A 19,580-nucleotide genomic window follows, 5' to 3' on the forward strand; every position below is an offset into this window, starting at 1 on the left:
CGAGAAATGTGCTGAGGGGGTACCGGGGGGCTCCAGCAGGGCGGCGATCTCTGGCCGGATCGGGCTGCGGGAGGTGGGCGAGCACAACGTGATTACGGCCCCGGATGCGCCCAGCGACCGATTCCCCTGCGACGTGCGTGACGGGGGCACCGGCTCATGGCCTGGGTGCGGATCCGGTCGTCCGTCACCGCGGCTGTACCAGGATCTTGACGTTCTCCTCCTTGTTGTTCACCAGTTCGTCGAAGCCGCTCGTGACGATGTCGTCGAGACCGATTCGGCCGGTGATGAACTGGAACGGGTCGACCCGGCCGCTCGCGACCAACGCGATGGTCGCCGGGTGGTCGTTCGCGTAGGCGAGGCTGCCGAGCACCTTCACCTCGCGGAACACCAGATCGTTCAGTGCGACCCTGGCCTCGTGTCCCCAGATGGCGACGTTCACGCAGGTGCCGCCCGCGCGCGTGGAGAGGATCGCGGATTTGAGGACCGCGTCGATGCCGGCGCACTCGAAGGTCACATCGGCGTTGCGGCCCTCGGTCAGTTCCGACACCGCCGTGGCGATGTCCGTAGTGGTGGGATCGAGCACGTGGTCCGCGCCGGCCGCGACGGCTTTGGTCTTGCGTACGTCCGCCGGCTCCACAACGATGATCGACTCGGTGCCGACCGCGCGCAGAACGGCCGTGGTCACCAGGCCGATCGGTCCCGCGCCGAACACGATGGCAGTGCCGCCCGGGCGGGCGCCGGACAACCGTACGGCGTGGTAGGCGACCGCGAGTGGCTCGATGAGCGCGCCCACATCGGTGCCGAGCTCGCCGAGCGGATGGATCCAGCGCCTCTCCGCGACGACGAACTGTGAGAATCCGCCTCCTCCACCGGAGAGGCCGACGAATCCCAGCGACTGGCAGACGTTGTACATGCCGCGCTGACAGGGGTCGCAGCGACCGCATACGAGGTAGGGCTCGACGACGACCCGGTCTCCTACCCGCAGGTCGTTGACGCCGTCACCAAGTTCCCGGACCACTCCCGCGAACTCGTGACCGAGAGTGATGGGAACGGTCTCGTCCGTGAGGGGGTGTGGCGCGCCTTCGGCCGGTGCGAAGATGGGCCCTTCGAGGTACTCGTGGAGGTCGGTACCGCAGATGCCGCACCATTCGACCTCGACCTTGACGGTCCCCGGCCGTGTCGCCGGTTCCGTGACGTTGTCGATCCGGATATCGCCCGGACCGTAGAAGCGTGCTGCCTTCATTTCTCAGCTCCCTTGCTGGTGGATAGCTCTTGCCGTGGTACAGCGGTGGGCGCCTTTGCGGCGGTAGCCGGGTCAGTCGTTTTCTCAGCCGGTTTCGGCAGGCCATAGGAGTCGAACCCGACGACGTACAGCAGCGTCACGAGGGCGAACCAGTCCATGAACCCGAGCGCATTGCCGTGCAGGTTTCCGGCTACTACCGGTTCGTGCAGCAGCGTGCCCGCCGCGAACCGGTAGTAGGTGATAAAGGTCAAGATGCCAAGCGTCAAGGTGATGGCGAGGCGCGCTGCCAGGTTGGCGGTGCGGCCGAGATGCGTGGGCTTGTTGCCGAAGGCATTGGCCCAAGCGATCATCCACGCGACCCAGCAGACGCCGAGTTGAGCAGGGAATTGATGAATGGCGTCGCCGAGTGCTGCCACCGTGTCGGGCCCGATGATCAGCTTGCAGATTCCCAGGAGCGCGAAATACAAGACACTGCCAAGCCCGACGTTCCCGACGAGGGAGAAGAACGCGGTACGTCCGCGCCCGGTCGCCTGACGCCAGGGCCAGTTCTCCATCGTCAATCCAGTCACGACGACGGCGACAATGATCGAGTAGTACCAGCCGAGGAGTGTATTCAGGCCGAGTATCGGTGCGCCGGGAGTCTTGCTCGACACCGCCGGAAGTCCCAGAACCGAATAGAGGATGACGGTCGGCAGCATGAGGAACGCGATCTCACACAACCCGACGAGGGGCTGCTTCAGGCCCAGGTCTGCCCATGGCCAGTGCGACCAGTTTACCACCGCGAGCACCCAGGTCGAGAAGGCGAAAAGCACGAAGAGTGCGGCGGTGAAGTAGCCGAGACCGCCTTCCCGCGAGGCCGTGAAATCGGCGTTGAGGTGCCCGAAACCCACTGCGAACGCGTAGGTGACCCCCGTCGCGAACGCCGCGGTTGATGCCGTTATCGCTGCTCCCCTGAGCGGCTGGCGGAGTCGATCGAATCCGAAGAACTCGAGGTTGAATCCCGACCAGACGACGAACAGCAACGCCCAGAACAAGGCGGCGTTGAAGGGTAGCGGGTAGAGGTCGAATGGGCTCACATGCGGGTCGGCGAGCAGGTACCAGCCGCCGAACGTGATGACAAGCACGACGGCCAGATTGCCGATGCCGTGCATCAGCCAACTCACGGCTCGTCTGGTGGGAAGGGACTCGGACATGGTCGCACCGAGCTTTCTATGAGCGAAAGAGGAAGGACCCGGTGCGCCGCAAAACTCCCGCCCGAGGGAGTAACAAGAGCTCTTGCGCCCGCTGCCGGCCGTACGCGGGTGCCGTGCCCTCCGAGGGACGCACCTTCATTGCAAAGACCATCGGAATCCTCCGCGGTCGCCTTCGCGGAGTCGCGGATCACCGCGCAGTCGCGCTGATTACACGCCCTGCCGGACAGGCCGGACAGGGTTGCACGCAATTGCATGGAGTTGTCGCACGGCGGTAGCGCTTGGTTCATACGGCGGATACGCTCCCCCCGACTGGCGCGAAGGTGCGGGAGGTGCGGTGGTCATGAGCATGCACAGTGCGATCCCTCAGGGCCGAAGCTTGCCCGATTACGCCCGGGACCTGGTCCGGATGCATGAAGCCGTCATCGGCGGAAGCCGCCCCCCTCTGGCGCCCCGCCCCCTCGTCTCCCGGTCCTGGACGCGCATGCTGGGGATGGGGCTCGCGGTGCAGGGCGGGAACCCGCGCGTTTCGGTGACCGAAGAAGAGATCGCACACCGGCGGAACGCGTCACCCATGCGGAGCGCCGTCCGGGAATTCATACAGATATTCGCGGCGAATCCGGATGCCTCGCACATGCTGCTGGTGGTCGCGGACGCGGATGGCGTCATCCTCTGGCGGGCGGGTGCGTCATCGGCGCGGCGCCGTGCCGACGCGCTCGGTTTCACCGAGGGCGCGGTCTGGACGGAGGCGCAGGTGGGCACCAACGCGATCGGCACCGCGCTCGCCGAGGTCGCACCGGTGGAGTTGCTCTCCGGGGAACACTTCGAGCAGGACCAGCACGCCTGGTACTGCACCGCCTGCCCGGTCCACGACCCCCGCACCGGGGATCTGCTGGGCATCATCGATATCAGCGGCCCTGCCCTCACGCTGCACCCGGCGATCGGTGCGTTGGCCGAAACCGGGCGCCGCCTCATGGAGGTCCAGATCTGGCGGTGTCACCAGGAGCATCTTGAGCGGCTTCGGCAGTCGGCCGAACCACTTCTGGCCGCCACTTCGGGCCCGACACTCGTGGTCGACGATCATGGGTGGGTTGCCCACAGCTCCGGCGTCGCCGTGGGCGCACGGATTCCCGCGCCGGCCGCCCGGCAGACCCTTGCCGTGCCCGGCTATGGTGCCTGCGTGCCCGAGCGTCTGCCGAACGGCTGGCTCGTCCGGCCGTTCGGCCGCGGACGGCAGGTGCTGCTCGAACTCGACCTGTCCAGCACACCGTTGCTGCAGGTGCAAGCCGGTGACACGGGATGGCGCCGGCTCATCACGAAACGGCACGCCGAAATACTCGCGCTCCTGCATCGTGCGGGTCCCGCCGGCATGTCCGCCGAAGCGCTCAGCCAGGCTCTGTTCGGCGATGCGGGTCACCTCGTCGCGGCGCGGGCCGAGGTGTCGCGTCTTCGCCGCCAGCTCGGCGGGATTGTGGCGACCCGGCCCTACCGCCTCACCGACGGCGTCCAACTGACCCTTACCCAGAACGCGCACAGGGGATCGTGACCTCACCGGGGGAGAAACGGCGAGACCCGGACAAACTCCGCGGTCGGGGGCCCAGCGCGATGCGAAGCGGCGCGGACACGCCGTTGTGCGGATGACGGAGCAGTGCGGCGACGGCAGCAGAACAGCGAGGTTCACGTCATGGCACAGGAAAGCGCCCTCCGACGCCAGCGGGCTGCTGTGGAACGAGCCTGGGCCCGGCGAGTGCCGACCCGGGCTTCCGTCCTGTGGGCTGTGGCAGGAGCGCCCGAGCCGCGCGCCGAAGTGGCCCAGTCGTGGATGCGGTCACTGCGCACCGTTGACCCGGCCCAGGACAGCGCGCCCACGGCCAACGACGCTGACGTGCGCGCGCAGTGGTCCACCTCACCGTTGCGGGGGCCAGTGCTGCAACTGGCCGACGAGCTGCGCACCATTGCCGATGACGCCGGCTACGTCGCCGCCGTCACCGACGAATCCGGCACGATCCTGTGGTCGTGCGGCGGGCGGGTGATGCGGCGGCGTGCGGAACGGGTGAACTTCGCGCCCGGCGCCAGGTGGGACGAGCCGCACATGGGCACCAACGCACTGTCGCTCGCACTGCGCAGCGGGCGTCCGAGCACGGTGTTCTCGGCTGAGCATCTGGTCGCCGCACTGCACGGCTGGGTGTGCTACTGCGCACCGATCCACGACCCTCGTGGCCGGCGGCTCGGCGTCCTCGACCTGTCCACCGTCTGGAACCGCGCGCACCCGCTGGCCATGTCCACGGTCCGCACGCTGGCCACCACCATCGAAACGAGGCTGGCCGGTTCGATGCCCACGGCTGCCGCGGGCATCGAACTGAACTGCCTCGGCACGGCGGAAGTGTCGCGTGACGGTCAGCCGGCGCGCATACGCCCCAGGCAGTTGGAGATCCTGACGCTGCTCGCACTGGACCCGAAGGGATTCACCCCCGATCGGTTGCGCGACGCCCTGTACGGGGACCGCCCGGTCAGCGCGGCAACGCTCAAGGCCGAGGTGTCACACCTGCGCAGCGGCATCGGCGGTGGGATCACCAACCGGCGGTACACGCTCAGCAGCCCGATCGCCTGCGACGCGACGGATCTGCAGACCGCCTTGGACGCCGGCGACACGGCCACGGCCGTGCGCCTCTACCGGGGCCCGCTGCTGCCGGAGTCGTGCGCGCCCGGGATCGTGCAGTGGCGACACCACCTGGAGGTGAGCGTGCGCACCGCGGTCCTGGCCAGTGACTGTGCGGATCACGCCTTGCGGTACGGCGAGCACGCACTCCACGACGCCACCGTGCACCAGCACGCGCTGCGGCTCCTGGCACCGGACGATGCGCGCCGCGGGGTCGCGGCAGCACGGCTGCACAGCGCCCTGCTCGACTGACGCAGTCCACAACCGGGGCGGCGCCAGAACAGCGGGGCGGACGCGACGTCCGGCCCCGCTCTCTTCCCGGGCCGAATGGACCGCTGGTTCAGCCGTGTGCGTGCGGCGGTTCACCGGCGAGGGCGAGGTGCGCTTCGCCCAGGGCCTCGGACCGGGTCGGGTGCGCGTGGATGAGCGAGCGGTGTGATCTGTTCGGGCAGGAGCCCCAGGTTGTAGATCAGCTGGGCCTCGCCGACCAGCTTCCCGACACGGTCGCCGACCATGTGCGGGCCGACCACGCGCCCGTCGGGCGCTTTGACCAGCTTGACTGCCCCTGATGTCTTGAGGATCAAGGCCGCGGCGTAGCCGCCTGATCCGCCACCGGGATCACCAGGTCGGCAGTGGTCACGTCGCTTCTCCTGGTCCGGCTTCCTGTGTCTGCCGGTAGAGCCGTCCGGCCCGGTAGGAGGAGCGCACCAGCGGGCCGGCCATCACCCCCGCGAACCCGATCTCAAGTGCGCGGTCGCGGAGTTGATCGAACTCTTCCGGCGGTACCCACCGCGCGACCCGGTGGTGCCGCACCGACGGCCGAAGGTACTGGGTGATGGTCAGCAGGCGGCATCCCGCCGCGTGAAGGTCGCGCAGTGTCTCCACGACCTCTTCGCCGGTTTCGCCCAGCCCCAGGATCAGATTTGATTTGGTCACCAGCCCGGCCTCCCGCGCCCGTGCCAGCACGCCGAGCGAGCGCCGGTAGTCGAAACCGGGACGGACCCGCCGGAAGATCCTCGGCACGGTCTCCACGTTGTGCGCCAGCACCTGTGGACATGTGCCGAATACCTCGTCGAGGACATCCGCTGCGCCGTTGAAGTCCGGGATCAGCACCTCGACCGCGGTGCCCGGGTTGTGCCGGTGGATTTGTCGCACCGTCTCCGCGTACAACCACACACCGCCATCGGGCAGGTCGTCCCGTGCCACGCCGGTGACGGTGGCGTATCGAAGGTTCATCGCGCGTACCGACTCGGCGACGCGCAGCGGCTCCGCAGTGTCCAGGCCGGCCGGTTTCCCCGTGTCGATCTGGCAGAAATCGCACCGGCGGGTGCACCGATCCCCGCCGATCAGGAAGGTGGCCTCCCGATCTTCCCAGCACTCGAAGATGTTCGGACAGGCCGCCTCTTCGCACACGGTGTGCAGTCGCTCGTGACGCACGAGCTCCTGCAGCTTGGTGAATTCCGTTCCCGTCCGTATGCGGGCCCTGATCCAGGGAGGCTTTCGCTCGATCGGGACCGCGCTATTGCGGACTTCCAGCCGCAGGAGCCGTCGACCGTCCGGTTGCACATGTGTCATCGGCCCACGGTCGGATCACCGCGCCACACGCACAAGACGTTGCGCCCGATTGCGTCCACCGCTGTCTGCAATTCTCTGCAACCCTGTCCCGCTGAGCCGTTTCCGCAGTCCCATGACCTCCGTGGCCGGAGGACGCCGGTCGCACATCGGATCGTGAAAGGCGCTGAGGCATGACTGCGGTGGGCATTGTGGCCAACCCTGCCTCCGGCCGGGACATCCGGCGGCTGGTATCCGGCGCGTCGGTTTTCCCGACAGCCGAGAAGGCCAACATGGTGCAGCGCATGCTCACGGCGCTGGGCGCGGTCGGCGTCGAGACGGTGCTGGTATCCGTCGATCTCGGAGGGATCTCCGCGGCCGTACTGAGGGGTGTGCGGAACCGGCCGGCGAAGAGGACGCCATGGCCGCACGTCCGCTTCGTCGATGACGATGCCGTCACCGACAGCGCCCAGGACACGGCCAACGCGGTCCGCCGCATGGTCGAGGCCGGCGCGAAGGTGATCATCTGCCTCGGTGGCGACGGAACCGCGCGGGTGGCCACGGCGGCGTTGCTCGCCGGACCCGGGTACGACGTGCCGTTGTTGTCACTGTCCACCGGTACCAACAACGCCTTCCCTCAGATGCGCGAGGCCACAGTCGCCGGCCTGGCGGCCGGACTGGTGGCCACCGGCGCCGTCGACCACGCCATCGCCACCGGCCGGGCTCACGCACTGGAGGTACGCACCGGGGAGCGGACCGAGCTGGGGCTGGTCGACGTCGCGGTGTCGACCGCGCCCTATGTCGGCTCCCGCGCACTATGGCATCCCGACGCCCTCACCGAGCTGTACTGCGCCTTCGCCGAGCCGGACGCGACCGGCCTGTCCTCCATCGCGGGGCTGCTCTGCCCCACCCCGCGGGACAAGCCCGAGGGCGTCGCGGTGCGTCTGTGCCCGGTGGAGCAAGCACCCACCGTGGTCAACGCGCCGATCGCCCCGGGCCTGGTGCTCCCCGTCGGGGTGGCCGCCTGGCGGCCGCTGCGCACCGGCGAGCGGGTGGAGATCAGCACCACCCGCGGCGTGGTGGCCTTCGACGGCGAGCGCGAACTGGAACTGACCGGCACGACGGGTGCCGAGGTGCGGCTGAGGGCGGACGGGCCGCTCTGTGTCGACGTCACCGCCGTGCTGAGCCAGGCGGCACGAGTCGGCCTGTTCCGCAGCGATCGCACCGAGGTCTGAGGACGACCGGACCGAACAAGAGCCCGTGAAGAAAGGACCGTCAACGATGACACCCACTCAACCGGCCGAGGCCATATCGGGGCTCGACGAGAAGACGCTGCTGGAGGCGTATCGCACCATGCGCACCATCCGCGAATTCGAGGAGCGGCTGCACCTCGAGTTCGCCACTGGCGAGATACCGGGGTTCGTGCACCTGTACGCGGGCGAGGAAGCCTCGGCCACCGCGGTCTGTGCCCACCTCGACGAGCGCGACTCGATCGCCAGCACGCACCGCGGCCACGGGCACTGCATCGCCAAGGGCGTGGACGTCAAGGAGATGATGGCCGAGATCTACGGCCGCGTCACGGGGTCCTGCCGGGGCAAGGGCGGCTCGATGCACATCGCTGACCTGTCCAAGGGGATGCTCGGTGCGAACGGCATCGTCGGCGGCGGGCCGCCCCTGATCTGCGGCACCGCTCTGGCGGCCAAGCAGCAGGGAACCGGTGGCGTAGGAGTGGCCTTCTTCGGTGACGGGGCGAGCAATCAGGGGACCACCCTGGAAGCGCTCAACCTCGCCTCGGTGTGGAACCTGCCCGCGATTTTCGTGGCGGAGAACAACGGCTACGCGGAGGCCACGGCGGCCACCTGGTCGGTGGCCTGCGACAACATCGCCGACCGTGCGGTCGGGTTCGGCATGCCGGGCGTGATCGTGGACGGCTTCGACTTCTTCGCGGTGTACGAGGCCGCGGGTGAGGCGATCGAGCGGGCCCGCGAAGGCGGAGGGCCCACCCTCATCGAGGTCAAGTTCACCCGGTACTACGGCCACTTCGAGGGCGACCAGCAGACCTATCGCGCCGACGAGGTGGCGCGGGCTCGCACGTCACTGGACTGCCTCAAGCAGTTCCGTGAGCGTGTCACCGCTTCCGGTCGGCTCGACGCGGCCGCCCTGGACGGTGTCGACGGGGACGTGGCCGGTCTCATCGAGGCCGCGGTGACGGAGGCCAAGCAGGCCCCGACGCCGACCGCGAACGACCTCACCACCGACGTCTACGTCACCTACTGACCCCGAATCAGGAGCACGGTCATGGCACGCACGATCAGCTATCGCGAGGCGGTCAACGAGGCGCTCAGGCAGGAGATGGAGCGCGACCCGTCCGTCATCATCATGGGCGAGGACAATGCGGGCGGCGCGGGCAGTCCCGGTGAGGACGACGCATGGGGCGGTGTCCTCGGCGTGACCAAGGGGCTGTACGAGCGATTCCCGGGAAGGGTGCTGGACACGCCGATCTCGGAATCGGCGTTCGTCGGCGCCGCGGTCGGCGCCGCGACACGCGGCCTGCGCCCGGTGGCCGAGCTGATGTTCATCGACTTCATGGGCGTCTGTTTCGACCAGATCTTCAACCAGGCCGCCAAGTTCCGCTACATGTTCGGCGGCAAGGCCGTCACGCCGGTGGTGGTGCGGACCATGTACGGCGCCGGTCTCAACGCCGCCGCACAGCACTCCCAGTGCCTTTACCCGGTCTTCACCCACATCCCGGGCCTCAAGGTTGTCCTGCCCTCCAACCCGTACGAGGCCAAGGGCCTGCTCATCCAGGCCATCCGCGACAACGACCCGGTCATCTTCTGCGAGCACAAGGCGCTCTACGACATGACCGGAGAGGTACCCGAGGACAGCTACACCATCCCGTTCGGTGAGGCCAACGTGGTCCGCGACGGCGACGATGTCACCATCGTCGCCCTCGGCCGCATGGTCTCGGTGGCCGAGGAGGCGGCGGCCGAGCTGGCGCGGCAGGGCGTCCAGGCGGAGATCATCGACCCGCGCACCACCAGTCCCCTCGACAGCGACACGATCCTCGAGAGCGTCGAGAACACCGGCCGGCTCGTCGTGGTCGACGAGGCCACCCCGCGCTGCGGCATGGCCACCGACATCTCGGCCCTGGTGGCACAGGAGGCGTTCGGCGCCTTGCGGGCGCCGATCGAGATGGTCACCGCCCCGCACACTCCGGTGCCCTTCGCGCAGCCCCTGGAGCAGCTCTACATCCCGGACGCGCAGAAGGTGGCCAACGCCGTCAAGAAGACAATGGACTGGAAGAGGTGACGGACCCTGTGAGCATCGAAGACGCCATCACGAAGGTCACCATGCCCAAGTGGGGCCTGTCGATGAAAAGTGGCAAGATCACCAGCTGGTTCGTGGCCGAGGGCGACGAGGTCGCCGAGGGCGACGAGCTGGCCGACATCGACACCGACAAGATCGCCGGGGCGCTCGAGTCGCCGGGGCCGGGTGTCGTGCGGCGGATCACCGCCGAGACGGACGAGGACATCCCCGTCGGCGGCACGATCGCGCTGATCGCTCCGGCCGACGTGCCGGAGGAACTGATCGACGAGGCCGCCCGCGCCGCGCGCGAGGAACTGGACTCCGGCGCGGTCGACGAGGTCGCCGGACCCGTCCTCGGGGCCGTGCGGGTGAGCGGCCGTACGATCTCCTACGCGACCCTCGGCACCGCGGAGGAGACCGTGCTGCTCGTACACGGCTACGGCGGCGACAAGAACTCCTGGCTCTTCGTACAGGAACCCCTGTCGGCCCGCGCCACCGTTCACACGATCGACCTGCCCGGCCACGGCGACTCCACCAAGGACGTCGGCGACGGCTCCCTCGACACCCTCGCCGACGCGCTGCTCGGCTTCCTCGAAGAGCGGGGCATCCAACACGTCCACCTGGTCGGACACTCACTCGGCGGAGCCGTGGTCACCGCCGCAGCCGCCCGCGAACCCGGGAAGGTGGCGTCGCTGACCCTCGTCGCACCCGCCGGCTACGGCGACACCATCAACGCCGACTACCTGCGCGGATTCGCCTCCGCCTCGTCACGGCGGGAACTCAGGCCGCACCTGGCCCAGCTGTTCGCCGACCCGGGCCACGTCACCCGCCAACTGGCCGACGACCTGATGAAGTTCAAGCGGCTCGACGGCGTTCAGCAGGCGCTCGACAGCCTGCTCGGCACGCTTCTCGACGGCGACCGTCCCGGGATCGACGCCGCCGGCCTGCTCCAGGAATTCACGGGCCCGGTCAGAGTGGTGTGGGGCCGCGCGGACCAGGTGCTCCCGGCGGCCAACGCGGCCGCACTGGAGGGCCGAGCCCCGGTCACCTATGTCGACGACGCCGGGCACATGGTCCACATGGAACAGCCCTCCGCCGTGGTCGACGCGGTGACCGGGGCCCTGGACGGCTGAGACACGAGTCATCGTCTGCCGGAGGACGACATGCCTCCGGCAGACCGACCCATCGCTCTCGGCCGTCCGCGGCAAGGGAGCTTCGGACATGGCGCACCGCCAAGCGAACACGACCTGGACCGGCGCTCTGCCCTCCGGGTCCCGATGAGACACAACGTCCTGACGGTGCGCGCGAGGGCGCCGGGCGCCCCGTTCCGGTGACATCCACAAGATCGCTGCGCCGGCCACCAGCTGTGCCTGCGCGCCCTCGGCCGTACCCATCCGGAACCGCCGAGACAGCGACGAATGCTCAGGAAAGAGAGAACGATGAGTATCGAAGGCAAGGTCGTTGTCGTGACCGGCGCGGGCCGGGGTATCGGTCGCGCGATCGCGTTGCGACTCGCCGCGGACGGCGCGGACATCGCCGTCAACGATGTCCACGCCGAAAGTGCCCAGGCTGTGGCGGAGGAGATCAAGGCACTCGGGCGCGCAGCCGTCGCACTGCCGGCCGACGTCGGCGACCAGGACGCCGTCGTCCGACTCGTCGAGAACACGGCCGATGCGCTGGGGCGACTGGACGTGATGGTGTCCAACGCGGGAATCGCGCAGGTCAAGCCGCTCGCAGAGGTGACGCCCGACGAACTTGGGGCACTGTTCCGGGTCAATGTCTTCGGCGTCGTCTACTGCCTGCAGGCCGCCGCGGCCCAGATGCGGGCCCAGGGCACGGGCGGGAAAATCATCAACGCGGCGTCGATCGCGGGTCACTCCGGGTTCGACCTGCTCGGCGCCTATTCGGCCACCAAGTTCGGCGTGGTCGGCCTGACCCAGGCCGCCGCGAAGGAACTCGCGCCGCACGGCATCACCGTCAACTCGTATTGCCCTGGCATCGTCGGCACGGACATGTGGGACCTGATCGACGAAAGGCTCGGCGGCCACCTGAACCTGGACAAGGGGCAGGCGCTCGAACAGTACGCCGCCGGGATCCCGCTCGGCCGAGTGCAGACGCCAGAAGACGTTGCCGCGTTCGTGTCCTACCTGGCCGGTCCTGACTCCGATTACATGACCGGACAGTCCGTCCTGATCGATGGGGGGCTCGTGATGCGCTGAAACGCACATCACGTCCGCACTCTGCCACGGTCAAGGGCCGCCGGATTCCCCGGGCCATGTGAGATTTCGTGATACGTGAGAGGGTCCGAGGCGTGAGTGAGAAACCGTCGAACACCCTGCAACACTGCTTTGACGGGCCGGAAGAGGCTCCCGTCTTGATCTTGGGTCCCTCCCTGGGCACCACCTGGCACAGGTTGTAAGAACCGTCCATGAGGGTCTGTGCCAGTCCACTGCGGGCATGAAATTGCAGGTCGGAGCCCCTTGGTCCGAGAGCGTCTGCCCAGTTGGTGATGGCTGTGTGATACGCGGGTGATATGGCGAGGCCCCGCCGAGGTCCGTCCTGGCGGGGTCTCTGCCCGGATCCGTGAGACGTCGAAGCCGCACCGGAGCGCTCCGGTGCGGCTTCGACGTGAGGTCGAACGCGCTGGCGCGCACGATGCGGTCGGTGCCTCTAAGGAGTCCGTGTGCCTGTAACTCTCTCGGATGTCTGATTTGCGATCGCACCTGCTTATCCGTCCGTACCGGGGTGCGTTTTCCTCTCAGCGCGACCGGGACGCGTGAGTGCGGGAGCGGTTACGGCCGGATCGACTGGCTGGCCACCGGCAGCTGAACTGGCCATCTCGGCCTGTGGCCAGGCCACGGCTGCATCGCTGTCGCGTGTGACGTCCATGGGGGCGTCGATCCGTACTCCCGTAACTACTACGAACGCCGCATCGGGGCGAGACAGTCACATGCGTCTCGATTGCTACTTTGCCCGAGAGGCCGGCCACTTGGTCAGGCTCACACGGCCATGATGCCCACTAGAGGCGCAGTCGTAGGCTATGAAGCATGAAGATCAGGGTCCGTGACGCTCATCCAGCCGACGTCAAATGGATGAGCAACAACACCGAGGGCTGGACGGTCACCGTCGAGAAGCAGGAGGGGGCCGCCTCCCTGGCGGAGGCGCTGCACGCCCTGATCGCAGAGGATCCCGACCAAGGCGTGCGTATGGGATGGCTTCACTCCAGTCTGCAGCGCGCGGCAGGCGGCGAGCCTGGCTACGTCAGGCTTTATGAGCTCCACGTTTCTCCCGAATTCCGGCAAAGGGGAGTGGCGCGAGCTTTGGTCGATGAGTTCTTTGCTCGGGTGCCCGATCAAGAGATCATCTTGTCTGCGTGGGACCGGGAGCTGTACGGAATGTGGCTTAAGCTCGGATTTACATACGTCCCTGAACCCGACGAAATGTCAGGGGATTGCAGTTACCCCGGTGACATGGTGCGCCCACCGGTAGAAGCTTCGTCCTGAAAGGATTAGGCATCGTCGTCCAGGACCGCTTCCTCACGAGCCGGCCGTGTCCGCCATGAGCAACAGCGGCAGCCCTCAGTCCGACAGCCGGAAGCGATCAAGCCCTTTTTCCTTCAGGCTGCGCTTCGCGTACGACTCCTCGTAAGAGGAATGCCCGTACCGCTTCAGAATTGCTGCATGCTCTCTGACCTGGGGCGATGCCTGCTGGGCCGATCCGGCGCCATCGGCGCTTGTGCTTGTACGAATGGTCTATCTGATCGCCACGCGGATCTTCACGTGGCTGGTTCTGCTGTCCCGAACCTCCGTGGCCAAGGAGGCCGAGATACTGATCTTGCGGCACGAGGTCGCGGTCCTGCGTCGGCAGGTCGCCGCTCCCAAGCCCACATGGCCCGACCGGGCGCTGCTCGCCGCCCTGGCCCGGCTCCTGCCGCGGGTGTTGGGCCAGCATCGCATCGTCTCGCCGCGCACCCTCCTGGCCTGGCACTCAGCGTCTGATCAAGGACAAGTGGAGGCAGCCCGCCTCGCCGGGACGCCCGCCTATGCCCGAGGAGCTGCGCGACCTGATCATCCGGCTCGGCGCCGAGAACCCACGAGGGGGCTTCCGGCGAGTCCACGGCGAACTCCGTCGCCTGGGACACAGCGTCAGTCAGGCCAGCGTCCGCCGGACCCTGCGTGCCGCTGGCCTCGGCCCAGCCCCGCGGCGGCATCCGGTGCGCGGCGAATGGGCCGCCTTCCTCACAGCTCATCCGCACGATCGCCAGATTGGAGGAAGAATTCGGCATCCAATTGCCGAAATACAATCCTCACTGGCTGACGACCCTTGAGACTGGGGCCGAGCGCATCGCCACGACACTGGAATCCGCACGTTGCCCGCACGGTTAACGGGGCTGAGGAGGAAGCGGAGTCCAGGTAGCCAGCGTGTTCGCCAGCACCACCACCCATACGTCGGGAGCCGTCGAAGGTAACGTCCCTCGCACCAAACTACCCAAAGACAAATGTAGGGCCGGGCCAGCTTCGACTTGCTCAAGGGCCGGATTCTGCTGTCCCCATGATCACCAGTCGGGCACCCGTATCAGTGACAGAGCCCAAGAAATGGATCAGAGAGTCCGTTGAGCGCTCAGCAGCCACCGTGCACACTCCGCCTTCTCCGACGACATGCTCGGCGACCTCACGGTGCAGGACAGCGAGAGTCGCGATCGCGGGGCACCGGCGGGGAGCCTGCTGCGCCGAAGCCGGGCACAGCCGTGGTGGCAGGCTTGCCTTGGGTGACGGGGCCCGCCCGGTCGGCGAAGTTCCGGGCTGGGCATACGGTGCCTCATCGGGTGGTGTGGGGCAGCCAGTTCGCCGTGGCGGAGCCGATGCTGTCACCGCCGTCGACGGGGATGCTCTGCCCGGTGATCCAGGCCGCTTCGTCGCTCAGCAGCCAGGTAATGGCCGGTGCGATGTCGACGGCGCGCGCGACGCGGCCCTGTGGGCTGGCGGCCGATACCGCGGCGACGTACTCCCTCGGCACCGGGTTGAGCGGGGAGGCGACATCGACGAAGCCGGGCGCGACGGCGTTGCAGCGCACGCCGAGCGGTGCGGTTTCCAGGGCGAGGCCCCGTACCACGGCCTCCAGGGCCGCCTTGGACGCGGCGTAGGCGGTGGTGCCGGGGCGCGCTCGGCGGGCGGCGCCGCTGGAGACGAACACCATGGCGCCGCCGCGGCCGTCGGCCGCGCAGAGCCGGGCGAATTCGGCGCCCGCCAGCAGCGCCGAGCGCGTGTTCACCGCGATCAGCCGGTCGAAGACATCCTCACCGGTGTCCAGGGCAGGGTGCGCCGGATACAGCCCGGCGCAGTGCACCAGCGCGTCGAAGCCACCGGCGTCGGTCCAGGCGGTGCGGACGAACGGCGCGATGACGCCGGAGCGGGCGAGGTCGACGTCGTCCCGCCCGGCACCGGTGACGGACGAGCCGAGGGCCTCCAGGCGGTCACGGACAGCTCGGCCGATCCCGCCGTCGGCCCCCAGAAGCAGGGTCCGGGCGGGCACGCCACTCATCGGACCGCCGCCAGAAGAGCGGGCCCGTACTGCCGGGCGACGTCGGCACAGGAGGCGAAGCGGACGCCCAGATCCTGGCAGCCCGAGATGAACTCCTCCAGTGCGAGCATGCGGTCCCCGCGGCCTATGGCCTGCGGGTGCAGGGTGACGGTGAGGACACCGTCCGGCTCGTTGTGGACCATCCAGCGAACGTCACCGAGGAAGCGGGCGAACATCGCGTGCGGGTCCTGCAGCCCCGGCATGACCATGGTGCCCGTGCGGACGAACTCTAGGTGCGGATAGTCGTCCAGCGTCCAGGACACGGGCAGTTCGACGACGCTGCTGGGACGCCCGAAGACGTACGGTCCGTCCGGGGCATGTCGGTCGCCGGTGCGAGCCAGGTAGGGCTGGCTGTCGGTGCCCATGAGCGACGAGTCGTAGGTCACGCCGATCTCCTCCAGGAGACTCACGGTGTGCGGGGTGAAGTCGAAGCTGGGGGTGCGGTGGCCGGAGGGCGGGGCGCCTGTGAGCCGCTCGATGAGGGCGGACGACCGGCGCAGCACGGCCAGTTCGGCTTCCCGGTCCAGGGCGGACACGGGCTCGTGCAGATAGCCGTGGAGGCCGATCTCGTGGCCTGCGGCGTGGACGGTGCGGCACTGCTCGGGGTAGGTCTCGATGGTGTGCCCGGGAATGAAGAACGTGGAGGTGATGTCCTGGGCACTCAGCAGGCGCAGGATGCGGGGTATCGCGTGCGCGCCGAACTCGCCCCGGGAGACGGGCCCGGGGGTGGTGACCCCGCGGGCGGCCCACAGCGAGATGGCGTCGAAGTCGAAGGTCAGGCAGACGGTTCCTCGGTCAGGCGTCAATGGGTACCTCCGGGAGGAAGTCGGCGTTGGGCTCGACGCCGTGGTCGAAGAGCGTGTCGAGGTCCCAGCGGGTGTAGGGATGCTCGCGGGGCGGACCGGGGGCGATCCACAGGGTGCGCGCGTCGAGGTCCATCACCAGGGAGTAGACGGTGCAGATCCGGTCGGCGAGCGGCTCGTCCGGGTCGGGGTAGCGGCAGATGCCGTCGGGGTACGACCAGTCGTCGCGCAGCACCGCGACGATGTCGGCGGGACGGACACCGGAGTCGGCCGCCGCGGGGGCGAGAAGGTGGCGGACTCGGCTGGGGCGGAGCTGGGTGAGCGCGCTGGTGGCGGCCTTGAGGTCGGTGAGCGGCAGGTCGGCGAGGAAGTGGTTCGCGTGGGCGAGGACGCCGTCCTCGGGCAGCAGGGTGCTGAAGACGTCGGGGGCGAGTTCGAAGTCCACAGCTTCTCCTCCGGCGTCGGCGAGCATGACGTTGCCCGAGGAGATCCGCTTCACCGGGAGCAGTTTGCGGTGTGCCTTCGCCATGGTCCGTGCGTTCAGGGCGCCGCGCAGCAGGAAGTGGTAAGGCACGCCGTCACCACCGGTGTCGCGGTCGGAGACCAGCAGGTTGGCGCAGACGCCGAGACCTGCGGAGTTCAGGCCGCTCTTGGCGAGCATGCCGGCCTCGGTGAGCGACAGCACGGTGAACCCGCTGGGGTCGCGGGTGGCGAGCAGGAAGGTGACGTCCGCCTGTTCGGGGTGCCAGTCCCAGTTCTGGGCGAGCAGGGTGTGGCCGTCGGCCGTGTGACCGGGCAGCACGGCGAGCGAGGTGCAGCCCTCGTCGCGGTATCCGGTGCCGTAGAGGAGTTCGGTACGCGCGTTGAGCGCACCGAGGTGGTTCACGCTCTGGCCCGATCCCGCGGCCATGCCCTCCAGCATGGCCGCGATGTCCGGGTCGTATGCGAGGGCCACCTCGTAGTACCGGCGTCCCCAGCGGTCGATGTCCGCGTCCTCAAGGCCGGCCTGGTCCCGGAAACGGGCGCGGTAGGTGTCCAGACTGCGGGCGATCTTGTCTGCGGTGAGCGAGCCGAGCTGCTCACCCATGTCCTTGTGGTCGCCCTCGACAGCGACGAGGGGGGGATGTGTGGTCATGGCCGGGGCCTTTCAGCGCAGTGGGGACCGATACGACTCGGGCATGGTGCAGACGGTGATGAAGGTGACGAGGGCGGCTGCGGCAGGCAGCGCGGCGACCGCGAGGGGGACGCCGGTGGTGGCGACGATGCCGGAGGCGATGAAGGCAGCCGTACCGCCGAACGCCATGACGGAGAAGTTGTAGCCGATGCCCAGCGCCGAGTAGCGCACGGAGGTGGGGAAGAGCTCGGCGAGCGCGGCCGGGCCGGGCCCGGAGAAGCACGCCAGAGTCAGCGCGATGAGGATTTGCCCGGTGTAGACGGCGGCGGTGCTTCCCGTCTCGAACAGCGCCATCACCGGCAGCGACAGGACGACGAAGCCGCCGGACCCGGCCAGCAGGAGCTTCTTGCGGCCGATCCGGTCGGACCACAGACCGAACAGCACGATGGAGACGGTGAGCACTCCCGTGCCGACCAGGTTGGAGGCGTTCACGATGCCTGGGTCGATGTCGGCCTCGGTGCGCAGGTAGGTGGGGAGGTAGGTGAGGAAGAAGAAGTAGGCGACGGTCCAGCCCACGGTGAAGCAGAAGCCCCGGAGCATGGCGGCCTTCTGCTGGTCGAAAGCGGTCCGCAGCGGGTTCTGGCGGGCTTCGGCCTCGTCGTCCGCCACATAGGCCGGTGTTTCCTCCAGGCCCATGCGCATCAGCACGGCGACGGCGGCAGTGACCCCGCCGAGCAGGAACGGCACTCTCCAGCCGTGAGCGAGCATGGCGTCGTCGTCGAACACCGCCGAGTTCACGGCGACCACGGTCGCCGCCAGGAGGAAGCCCGCCGCGGTGCTGACCTGGTTGAAACTGCCGAAGACCCCACGCCGTCCGGGCGGGGCGTACTCGACGAGCATGGCGGCGGAACCGGCCCATTCCCCGGCCACCGCGAAGCCCTGGAACAAACGCATCACGATCAGCAGGACGGGGGCGAGGGCACCGATCGTGTCGTAGGTGGGAAGACAGCCGATCAGGGCGGTGGCCAGCCCCATCACGACGACGCTGAGCACCAGGGCGGGACGGCGGCCGAACCGGTCTCCGATGTGTCCGAAGACGACGGTGCCCAGCGGCCGTGCGAAGAAGCCGACGGCGAAGACCGCGAAGGTGGACAGCACCCCGGTGGTGGTGTTCTCACTGGGGAAGAACAGCGCACCGAGCGTGGTCGCCGAGTACGCGTAGATAAGATTGTCGTACTGCTCCATGAGATTTCCGATGCTGCTCGCGGCGAGCGCGCGGCGGTGCTGGAACAGAGTTGCGGGTGGTGCGTCTGCCTTGGTCGTCGATGCTGACACGACGCCTCCTAAGGGAACGGGACTTACACCTGCGGGGAAGCGGGCAAGGTCTAGGAGGCGGCGAGGTAGCCGCCGTCCACGGGGATGAGGGCGCCGGTGATGAAGGAAGCCCCCGGTCCGGCCAGGAGTGCCACCACAGGACCCAGCTCGGCGGTGTCGCCGGGCCGGCCCAGCGGGGCACCGCCGACGCGGACCTGGAGCTCGTCGGGCGGAAGATCGGCCAGTAGGCCGGTCCGGAACACCCCGGGCAGCACGGCGTTGACCCGCACGCCGCGTGGAGCGAGTTCGACAGCGGCGACCTTGGTGACCTGGTGCACGGCCGCCTTGCTGGCCTGATAGGCGACGGACGAGGGGGACACGTCCGAGACCGGGGCGGTGGTGACTCCGTAGATGGAGCCGACGTTGACCACACAGCCGCCAGTGGCGGTGAGGTCATCGGCGAAGGTCTTGATGCCGCGCCACACCCCCCAGACATTGACGCGCATGACACGGGCGAAGTCTTCGTCGGCGGTGCCGACCACGTCGGTGCGCATGCTGATGCCGGCGTTGTTGACCAGGATGTCCAAGCGACCGGCCTGCTCGCGGACCCGGGCGGCGAAGCGGTCCCAGGAAGCCGCGTCGGCGACATCGAGGGCGACGCGATCCGGCCAGTCGTCGTCGGAGAAGGACCGGTCGGCCCGGATCACGCGGGCCCCGGCCGAACCGAGGTGATCGGCCACAGCCGCCCCCAGCCCGCCGGCAGCCCCCGTGACCACGGCTACCTTGTTCTGCAAACTCACGGTGAACCCTCCTTTCT

The 19,580-nt window shown here is 68.5% G+C and carries 17 protein-coding genes and 2 pseudogenes; 10 read left to right on the plus strand and 9 right to left on the minus strand.

Features of this window, described 5'->3' with window-relative positions:
* Positions 1 to 184: 184 nt before the first annotated feature.
* Positions 185 to 1,243 (minus strand): 2,3-butanediol dehydrogenase, encoded by a 1,059-nt coding sequence (locus AS97_RS34160; protein WP_210566201.1) that lies wholly within the window; start codon positions 1,241 to 1,243, stop codon positions 185 to 187.
* Complete coding sequence (locus AS97_RS34165; protein ID WP_210566202.1) at positions 1,240 to 2,406, minus strand: hypothetical protein; 1,167 nt, start codon at positions 2,404 to 2,406, stop codon at positions 1,240 to 1,242. Before AS97_RS34165 ends, AS97_RS34160 begins: the two co-directional genes overlap by 4 nt.
* Before the next feature lie 370 nt (positions 2,407 to 2,776).
* Here AS97_RS34165 and AS97_RS34170 point away from each other — a divergent pair, with 370 nt between their 5' ends.
* Together AS97_RS34170 and AS97_RS34175 are read left to right on the plus strand one after the other, a co-directional pair.
* Positions 2,777 to 3,979, plus strand: a complete 1,203-nt coding sequence (locus tag AS97_RS34170) for a transcriptional regulator (protein ID WP_210566203.1) — start codon at positions 2,777 to 2,779, stop codon at positions 3,977 to 3,979.
* Between the two features lie 231 nt (positions 3,980 to 4,210).
* The gene (locus AS97_RS34175) at positions 4,211 to 5,344 is read left to right on the plus strand and encodes a GAF domain-containing protein (protein ID WP_236669559.1); all 1,134 of its coding nucleotides are present in this window, start codon (positions 4,211 to 4,213) and stop codon (positions 5,342 to 5,344) included.
* An 88-nt stretch (positions 5,345 to 5,432) separates the two neighbouring features.
* Here AS97_RS34175 and AS97_RS34180 read toward each other — a convergent pair.
* Positions 5,433 to 5,679: pseudogene (locus AS97_RS34180) on the minus strand (dihydrolipoyl dehydrogenase); the annotation flags it as partial.
* A 49-nt stretch (positions 5,680 to 5,728) separates the two neighbouring features.
* Positions 5,729 to 6,667, minus strand: a complete 939-nt coding sequence (gene lipA, locus AS97_RS34185; protein ID WP_210566204.1) for a lipoyl synthase — start codon at positions 6,665 to 6,667, stop codon at positions 5,729 to 5,731.
* Between the two features lie 170 nt (positions 6,668 to 6,837).
* On the opposite strand from lipA, the gene AS97_RS34190 reads away from it, so the two are divergent.
* The 8 genes and pseudogenes from AS97_RS34190 to AS97_RS49095 all read left to right on the plus strand — a co-directional run bounded on the left by AS97_RS34190 (position 6,838) and on the right by AS97_RS49095 (position 14,279).
* Positions 6,838 to 7,878, plus strand: coding sequence for an NAD(+)/NADH kinase (locus AS97_RS34190; protein ID WP_210566205.1), 1,041 nt, complete (start codon positions 6,838 to 6,840; stop codon positions 7,876 to 7,878).
* A 46-nt stretch (positions 7,879 to 7,924) separates the two neighbouring features.
* Positions 7,925 to 8,920 (plus strand): thiamine pyrophosphate-dependent dehydrogenase E1 component subunit alpha, encoded by a 996-nt coding sequence (locus AS97_RS34195; protein ID WP_125758648.1) that lies wholly within the window; start codon positions 7,925 to 7,927, stop codon positions 8,918 to 8,920.
* 21 nt (positions 8,921 to 8,941) lie between these two features.
* On the plus strand, positions 8,942 to 9,955 hold the full coding sequence (locus AS97_RS34200; protein ID WP_086706207.1) for an alpha-ketoacid dehydrogenase subunit beta: 1,014 nt from the start codon (positions 8,942 to 8,944) through the stop codon (positions 9,953 to 9,955).
* Positions 9,956 to 9,963: 8 nt separating this feature from the next.
* Complete coding sequence (locus AS97_RS34205) at positions 9,964 to 11,085, plus strand: acetoin dehydrogenase dihydrolipoyllysine-residue acetyltransferase subunit (protein ID WP_059141881.1); 1,122 nt, start codon at positions 9,964 to 9,966, stop codon at positions 11,083 to 11,085.
* Between the two features lie 306 nt (positions 11,086 to 11,391).
* A complete protein-coding gene (locus tag AS97_RS34210; RefSeq protein ID WP_059141831.1) occupies positions 11,392 to 12,171 on the plus strand; it encodes an acetoin reductase in 780 nt (259 codons plus the stop codon).
* A gap of 92 nt (positions 12,172 to 12,263) precedes the next feature.
* Positions 12,264 to 12,362: pseudogene (locus AS97_RS47805) on the plus strand (3-oxoadipate enol-lactone hydrolase); the annotation flags it as partial.
* Positions 12,363 to 12,999: 637 nt separating this feature from the next.
* Positions 13,000 to 13,455: a GNAT family N-acetyltransferase gene (locus AS97_RS34215; protein ID WP_210566206.1), complete on the plus strand. Its 456-nt coding sequence runs from the start codon at positions 13,000 to 13,002 to the stop codon at positions 13,453 to 13,455.
* Between the two features lie 539 nt (positions 13,456 to 13,994).
* On the plus strand, positions 13,995 to 14,279 hold the full coding sequence (locus AS97_RS49095; RefSeq protein WP_338069202.1) for an IS3 family transposase: 285 nt from the start codon (positions 13,995 to 13,997) through the stop codon (positions 14,277 to 14,279).
* 491 nt (positions 14,280 to 14,770) lie between these two features.
* Here the strand turns inward: AS97_RS49095 and AS97_RS34225 are convergent, their stop codons facing one another.
* From AS97_RS34225 to AS97_RS34245, 5 genes are read right to left on the minus strand one after another with little or no spacing between them, the layout of a single operon-like run.
* Entirely contained in the window at positions 14,771 to 15,493 is a 723-nt protein-coding gene (locus AS97_RS34225; protein ID WP_210566207.1) for an SDR family oxidoreductase, read from the minus strand.
* Complete coding sequence (locus tag AS97_RS34230; protein WP_210566208.1) at positions 15,490 to 16,338, minus strand: polysaccharide deacetylase; 849 nt, start codon at positions 16,336 to 16,338, stop codon at positions 15,490 to 15,492. Before AS97_RS34230 ends, AS97_RS34225 begins: the two co-directional genes overlap by 4 nt.
* The gene (locus tag AS97_RS34235) at positions 16,328 to 17,470 is read right to left on the minus strand and encodes a C45 family peptidase (protein ID WP_086706199.1); all 1,143 of its coding nucleotides are present in this window, start codon (positions 17,468 to 17,470) and stop codon (positions 16,328 to 16,330) included. The genes AS97_RS34230 and AS97_RS34235 overlap by 11 nt, the downstream gene beginning before the upstream one ends.
* 12 nt (positions 17,471 to 17,482) lie before the next feature.
* Entirely contained in the window at positions 17,483 to 18,784 is a 1,302-nt protein-coding gene (locus AS97_RS34240) for an MFS transporter (RefSeq protein ID WP_236669558.1), read from the minus strand.
* Positions 18,785 to 18,834: 50 nt separating this feature from the next.
* Positions 18,835 to 19,563 (minus strand): SDR family oxidoreductase, encoded by a 729-nt coding sequence (locus AS97_RS34245; protein WP_086706195.1) that lies wholly within the window; start codon positions 19,561 to 19,563, stop codon positions 18,835 to 18,837.
* Positions 19,564 to 19,580 lie beyond the last annotated feature (17 nt).

The sequence above is a fragment of the Streptomyces sp. AgN23 genome (assembly GCF_001598115.1).
In the GTDB taxonomy this organism is placed as follows: domain Bacteria; phylum Actinomycetota; class Actinomycetes; order Streptomycetales; family Streptomycetaceae; genus Streptomyces; species Streptomyces antimycoticus.

Bases quoted from the DNA above. Each gene is read 5' to 3' on its own strand.
- AS97_RS34190 (WP_210566205.1), top strand. From the start codon at position 6,838: ATGACTGCGGTGGGCATTGTGGCCAACCCTGCCTCCGGCCGGGACATC.
- AS97_RS34210 (WP_059141831.1), top strand. From the start codon at position 11,392: ATGAGTATCGAAGGCAAGGTCGTTGTCGTGACCGGCGCGGGCCGGGGT.
- AS97_RS34235 (WP_086706199.1), bottom strand. From the start codon at position 17,470: ATGACCACACATCCCCCCCTCGTCGCTGTCGAGGGCGACCACAAGGAC.
- AS97_RS34170 (WP_210566203.1), top strand. From the start codon at position 2,777: ATGAGCATGCACAGTGCGATCCCTCAGGGCCGAAGCTTGCCCGATTAC.
- lipA (WP_210566204.1), bottom strand. From the start codon at position 6,667: ATGACACATGTGCAACCGGACGGTCGACGGCTCCTGCGGCTGGAAGTC.
- AS97_RS34160 (WP_210566201.1), bottom strand. From the start codon at position 1,243: ATGAAGGCAGCACGCTTCTACGGTCCGGGCGATATCCGGATCGACAAC.
- AS97_RS49095 (WP_338069202.1), top strand. From the start codon at position 13,995: ATGCCCGAGGAGCTGCGCGACCTGATCATCCGGCTCGGCGCCGAGAAC.
- AS97_RS34215 (WP_210566206.1), top strand. From the start codon at position 13,000: ATGAAGATCAGGGTCCGTGACGCTCATCCAGCCGACGTCAAATGGATG.
- AS97_RS34195 (WP_125758648.1), top strand. From the start codon at position 7,925: ATGACACCCACTCAACCGGCCGAGGCCATATCGGGGCTCGACGAGAAG.
- AS97_RS34200 (WP_086706207.1), top strand. From the start codon at position 8,942: ATGGCACGCACGATCAGCTATCGCGAGGCGGTCAACGAGGCGCTCAGG.
- AS97_RS34225 (WP_210566207.1), bottom strand. From the start codon at position 15,493: ATGAGTGGCGTGCCCGCCCGGACCCTGCTTCTGGGGGCCGACGGCGGG.